The following is a 6332-nucleotide window of genomic DNA, read 5'->3' as shown; positions in this document are numbered from 1 at the left end:
GGTGCTTGATTTGGCTCATTCATAAACCTGTAATATAAAAACAATTCCTGATGTGGAATGTTAGTATCCTCACCTTGGCATAATCTTGTAAATCTTTCTGAACTATAACCCATATAATGAATTCTATGGATTGGTTTTAGACCTTCTAGATTAAACAGTATGTGGTCTTGTTCGTGAAAAGGATTAACTCCAGCAATGTGTCCCGTCCGCTCTCTAGAATCCGCGCTTAATGTATAATTGAACACTTTGCAGTTAAGCTTAAATGTGATGTAACTAAAAAGATAAACCTCATCCCACCATCCTGAAGTATTAATAAAGCTAATTTCGCTATCCTTTAATAAGCTAGATTTTAGTTTGTCTAATATTTGTTCGTTCATCAAACCAGACTTAGATGCAAAGAAATCAGAACAATGGCACTGTCTTTTCACGTCCTCTTCGCCACAGCGAGATTTATCCTTGATTAAATCCAGCTCTAGAAAACACTGTTCTTTTTTATGTTCCCAATCATCAAAAATGCAATCATACTCCATTAGTTTATTAAAACAATCATCCAAGGACGACATTACTAATTCGTCGCTATCTATATAAATAAATTCCTTGAAGAAACCATCAAAAGAACACAGCTTTCTAATAGTATTAGAACCGTGATACCAAGCATTTTTTTTAAAACCCAGAAACCGCTCACTATTCCAAACATCTGAGGCAAAGCTTTGCCATTTACTAAAAGATTCTTCATTATCAAATAAAAATACTTGCTCCAAATTTAGGCTTATAAGCTTTTCAATGTTATCATCGTAAGGAATAATACAAATAGGTATTGTTCTGTCGTAGTTTCTTCTAATGCTATTGACTAAAGCAATTACTTGATCGTAGAAGTTATCATTAGCTAAAGTATAAATTCCTTTGTTTGTCTGAGATGAAGAATTTGCATTTTTAAAAAAATAACTGATATCTTTAACCATATTATATCAAAAATATTTACTATAAAATAAGCAAGAAATTGGGGAAAAGAAAACTAAAATAACTGAACAAAAACATATTGGATTGAAACCTAGAATCAAAAGATTATAAAGAAAGACAATTTACTTTTTTACAAGTAAGGAGATGCACAATTTAGTTATCATCTTCGATGAAAATGGTATTGTAAAATATAGTTAATGGGTTAAATAGGCAGTGAATAAAAATGGGACAATACGGAAAAAAATACTAGCTCTTCTATTAGCGCAGCAAGACAAAAACTAAAATGCTAAGTCAACGCTGCGCGTATAAAATCAATTATATATGCAATATTGTTTTCCGTCAGATTGTTGTCTTAACAACGACATTGCTCAATCTGAAATTAATTTAGCCAATCTTTCATCTTTCATATTGCTACCTTCATTGTTTTCACCTTTATAGATAAATATTAAATTGTGGTAGAAGTGCATAGAAACAATATGCTTATCAAAATATTTTGGAATATAATCTGGAGATGAAAACTCTGCATAATTTAAACCGTCGCATAGATTCTTGAAAAATTCCATAATTGTTTTGTTAGAATTTAAATCGTATCTACTTCCTCCAAATTTTTTCCAGTAAGAAGTTTGTGTGTCTTCTATGACATAAATTCCATTTTTACTAAGCATAGGAAAAAGTATTTCAAAAGATTTAATTACATGTTCATTTATATGACTACCATCATCTACAATAATATCTACTTGACCAATTTCTTTGATAACTTCCTTTAGGAAATTTACGTCTGTTTGGCTTCCTTGAAAAGTTCTAATTCGCTTTTCTTCATGTGCTTTCTTTTCATGAATGTCGATTCCGTAGATCGTACTTTTTGGGAAATAAGTTCTCCACATCCTCAGAGATGCTCCACCTTTATTGGGATTGGCGTATCCACCGATACCAATTTCTAGGATGTTTAACTTTTTTTTTCTCAGAGGTTCAAAGTGTTTCTGGTAGTGTTGCGCATACCAGTGTTTATTCCATTTGTCAGTTTTATAAGAAGTAGCCAGTTTAGTTAAATTTGTTGGGTATACTACTGAATAATAGATTTCACGAATAAAGCTTATTTGTTCTCTTGTCAAAAACTTTTTTGCTAATTTTTTGACTGTGCTTCTATTGAGTGTAACATTTACCATTAAAAATATTCCTCCTTCCTTAAAAAAGAAAACATAGTTCTTGAGCGAGCTACCTACCCAATGAACTGCCTAGGCAAGCAAGCTTACTTTGATCTTATATTCAGGCGATAGGCTTTACTCCGCGTTCCGCAGGTCAAAATTCTGTTTTGCACTTTTAATCTTTATAAAGAATCGATAAGTACTCAGACAAAACTATTTATGTACTTTGTTTCCCTATTACCTACTTTCACACCCGTAATTTAATCTACATCACTATCTATAGAACCCATTTGACATCTTCATAAAAAGATATAATACCAATTCTTGCGCACTAGCTAGATAGATAGAAAATTATTTCTTATTAAGAAAAAACACTCAAACTACTGTTTACACTAACTCCTGACGGGCGTGACTCCTGATATGCCCTAAAGGACTCACCGATGGTCGCGCGATGCGTAGCGAGTCCTAAGGCGGAAGCGGTATCCTTTAGGACTCCTAGCTTTAAACCTTCGTCTCTTATTACTTTTAAGAAATGGTATAGTGACTAGAAAATGACATAATAGCTCCCAAATGGATTCTATATTGGTGGATTGAGACAAGCAGAGGAAGTAGGAGGAAATTGTTATCAATAGTTACAAGAAATTGTCAGAATAGCGAGTAATTAGTCTTGTGTTTATAAGCAAAAGACAAAAGACAAAGAACAAAGTACTAATGAGGCTTTTGCTTTTTCCGCACTCCTAGAATACTTAATCCCAAAAGACCAAAAATGAAATTAGGTTCGGGAACTTTCTCGCTTTGGATATCAATAACAAGGTTTGTAAAAGATTGTTTTTCTACTCCTTGGCTATCGGCTCCCAAGTAACCTTGGGTTGAATTGTTTTCGGTCATGGTTACTTGGAAGGGAACAGGATTTGTTGACGCGCTACGTCCTGTAGCTTTAGTGGCACAACTTTCAACTAAATCTAGAGCAGTTTCAATAAATTCGCGGGGATTATCGCGATCGCCATTAGAGCCAAGAGTACTAAAAATATCTGTTGAATCAGCAACCGTCTCGCCTGGGTTACAAACTAGGGGACTTTTTTCTGAAAAAGTTGCCGTTTCTGTTAGAGGATTATAGCGATCGCCTTCTGTCAAATAAGTCATTGAGACATCAGAAATTGACCAATAATCATCTTCTGAATCGCTCACAGTGGCATCAGACAAATCAAAAATTGAAACTCCTAGTTCCCCTAACACCTCCATACTCACCCGATCCGTTCCCACATCTGTCACCACTAAAGCAGTATTTTCATCCATACCGTAAACATTCGGTACATCTAAACTACCAGCTAAGCGAATTGTTCGCCCTTGTCTGCCTCTGGCACTAAAATGAGTATCGGTTAATCCGTAGGGAAAGAAATCAAATCCACCTACAGGATTGTAGTATAAATCCCGAACAAAAGGAGGAGAACCTACTAAACTATTAGGATCGCCTACTAAAGCCTCATAACTTTCTCCTTCGGTAATCATGGGACTACCTGTCTGCACAGCAGTTCCCGCGCTAGTACCAGCAATCACAGCATCTTCGGCAAATTTATTTTCTACTGCTTCAAATACTGGTGTAGAAGTGCGAGTTTCTGTTTCTTGGTTTTCATTAAAGAAACATTCAGTATAAAAATTAAATTATCCTTACGAGCCAACGATTAAATTTGTAACTCAGATGTATTCAAAGTTTATGTTATATAATTCATCAGATTAAAAAAGTTTTCAATTAACTTTTTTAGTGCTTGTATTATTAAGAATTTAGCAACGCTCAACTTTCATGTTTAATCTTGATAAAGAATCTATTAACTACTCAGACAAAATTATTTACATACTTTGTTTACCTATTACCTACTTTCACACTCGTAATTTAATTTACATCACTACCTATAAGTTTCAAAATCATACCCTGATAGCAGCAACGCCTGTGTTTAAGTTCCCGATGGCTGTGCAGTACCTTCTAGCTGATCGAAACGTTTCTGAATAGTTTCTGGTTGTACTGTGCCAACTCGCGATAACAATACTGCACCAAAGCCAAACAAGTTAAGCATTAAAATCATTAATCCGCCAGCAATGGGAATCAGACTAATTATGGCTAAAACCAGCATTCCTACAAGAAAAGGAATCAAAGCTTTATCTGAGCGAGATAGAATTTTTTTGCCAATCCATAAGCCTGTAGCGATCGCACCTAGTAATCCTGCTACCAAAAAAGCTAAATTAGCAATGGGAATCAGCAAAAAGCCGAATACACTACCAGCAAATAGAGCAATAAACAGCGTAATAGCCACAATACCACCTAAACCATACATTCCACTCTTAAACGGGTGTTGATGCATGGTTGCAGTAATAGTTTGAATGTGACCTGGAAGTAGCAAGAGTAAAAACACACCAAAAGCAAAAACAACCATGAGAGAAATCAAAGAGAACAAAGCATTAGTCAAATAAAGAGTGCCAAACAAGCCAAAGCGATCGAATAATACTTTGGCATTACTAAACATGACCACTTCACTACCATCAACTATTGCGCCTTCTTCTTTGATAATTTGTCCGCCAATGGCTACTGCATCCCCGCCAACACTAGCATTAGGCTTGAGAACCACATCACCACCAATAGCTACTGCATCATTGGTAACTTGAGCCTCATCCAAGATTGTTACATTACCACCAACGGCTACAACCTCTGTCAGAACTTCTCTCGCGGGAACTGTGACATCAGTACCCATTTTGAAGATCTGAATCTCGTTTTCAGTGTTAGCTACTCCAAGTCCCGTAACACAAATTACGAGGAAAGCTGCTAAAAAAGCTAAGATTAATGGTCTTATTTTGCGCCAACTCATTGTTTGATTCTCCTTTGATTTGGTTAATCGTTAGTGGGTAGAGACGCGCGGGGCAGATCGACTTGGGAGGCAACCTCGTGCATTCAGCCTATGTTAAGTAATACTTCCTCTACAGGTCTTCTAGGGGTTGGTTTGGGGTCTTTGGCATAACCGAGACGTAACAATATTTGAGGATAACCGTTTTCAGGAAATAGGGCTTGAATTTGCGATCGCAGTTCGCTAGTTTGAATCGGTTGATTAAAGAAAGATGCCCAAACATCGTCAATTCTGGCTCTTAGTAATAAATGTTCTAAAGCTTCTCCTATAGCCAGCCAGTCTTGAGGAGTATCGTGCTTACTACTCAGCAGCATTAAAATAGGAGCTTTTGCTGCTAGTTTTTGGTCTTTAACTGACTGAGATTTACCCAGATCGAAAGAACGAACCGCAAAAGAAATTAAAGGTGCAATAGTATCCAATCGTTCATCCATTCCTTGTGCATAAGCAGTAATACCATCATGACTTCCGCTTTTACCAGAGTGAATCCATTGGGCTAATTCTTGGCGAAACAGAGGATTTGCCATTTGTAAGCGATCGCCTTTAGCAATCAAATTAATAACTGCTTCGCGGTCATCTTCAGGAATAATTTGGGAAATGACTTGTAGCCAAGCCTGTTCAGAACTAGCAGCAAATTCTAATTCTGACATCAGAGATTTGGGAAGCTGACGATTTAGAAAAGGAAGTCGATTAGTGCATCTTTTAGGAATTGCTCGGAATAAAAAATGTTCTTCGGCTTTGGCGATTCTTTTACTCCCAAAGCTAATTCGTGCTAAGAAATTAGGATTCTGAGGCTCTGGGAAAATTTCTAAGATATCTTGATAACCAAAGTGACGCATCGCAAGGCGAAGATTAAACAAAGCTGCACCACAACTAATAATTAACTCGCGATGATTGGGATCGACTATAGGTAAAGCACGAGTTGTATCTGCATAAAGCTCAATCACATCGTCAACCATCTTAAATAGCCAAGGCTGGGTATTGTGTCCTGACGGAGCGAGTACTGCATAATTGAGGAAAAATTTGAGTTTTTCTGAATTCGTACCTGAAAGAGGAAAATTATCCTCCTCAACTTGCCAAGGGTCTAGATTTAGCTGAGATGTTTGTTGAGTTGTCGTAGGAGAAATTAGCGGAAAAATATTTAAAAGACCGAGCATAATTGTGACCTCTTCTTAAATCATAGAGAATTCAGCTTCTCAAAAGGCGATCGTGCATTTAAAGCAAAAATCAAAGACAATAGCAGTCCTCAAAAAAAATTAGTGAGATATATTCCAGACTCAAAAAGTCAACTGAACACAATTAAGTCCTTTTCTTTGATTGCTAACAGTTTTTAAGT

At 36.3% G+C, this 6332-nt stretch carries 5 protein-coding genes; all 5 read right to left on the bottom strand.

Going from position 1 to position 6332, the window contains the following annotated elements:
- The coding region (locus tag H1P_RS03725; RefSeq protein ID WP_144864282.1) for an Npun_R2821/Npun_R2822 family protein at nucleotides 1–962 on the bottom strand (962 nt) is incomplete at its 3' end.
- Nucleotides 963–1328: 366 nt separating this feature from the next.
- On the bottom strand, nucleotides 1329–2126 hold the full coding sequence (locus H1P_RS03720; RefSeq protein WP_144864280.1) for a class I SAM-dependent methyltransferase: 798 nt from the start codon (nucleotides 2124–2126) through the stop codon (nucleotides 1329–1331).
- Nucleotides 2127–2813: 687 nt separating this feature from the next.
- Nucleotides 2814–3662, bottom strand: coding sequence for a type 1 glutamine amidotransferase family protein (locus H1P_RS03715; RefSeq protein WP_144864278.1), 849 nt, complete (start codon nucleotides 3660–3662; stop codon nucleotides 2814–2816).
- A 395-nt stretch (nucleotides 3663–4057) separates the two neighbouring features.
- Nucleotides 4058–4963 (bottom strand): DUF8173 domain-containing protein, encoded by a 906-nt coding sequence (locus H1P_RS03710; RefSeq protein WP_144864276.1) that lies wholly within the window; start codon nucleotides 4961–4963, stop codon nucleotides 4058–4060.
- Between the two features lie 83 nt (nucleotides 4964–5046).
- Complete coding sequence (locus H1P_RS03705; RefSeq protein ID WP_222426915.1) at nucleotides 5047–6153, bottom strand: Acg family FMN-binding oxidoreductase; 1107 nt, start codon at nucleotides 6151–6153, stop codon at nucleotides 5047–5049.
- Nucleotides 6154–6332: the final 179 nt, after the last annotated feature.

The sequence above is a fragment of the Hyella patelloides LEGE 07179 genome (assembly GCF_900659865.1).
Classification (GTDB): domain Bacteria; phylum Cyanobacteriota; class Cyanobacteriia; order Cyanobacteriales; family Xenococcaceae; genus Hyella; species Hyella patelloides.
The sequence above is the reverse complement of the archived record's forward strand: the minus strand, read 5'-3'. Positions and strand labels throughout refer to the sequence as shown.

Coding starts and splice junctions, on each gene's coding strand:
- H1P_RS03705 (WP_222426915.1), bottom strand. CDS start 6,153: ATGCTCGGTCTTTTAAATATTTTTCCGCTAATTTCTCCTACGACAACT.
- H1P_RS03720 (WP_144864280.1), bottom strand. CDS start 2,126: ATGGTAAATGTTACACTCAATAGAAGCACAGTCAAAAAATTAGCAAAA.
- H1P_RS03710 (WP_144864276.1), bottom strand. CDS start 4,963: ATGAGTTGGCGCAAAATAAGACCATTAATCTTAGCTTTTTTAGCAGCT.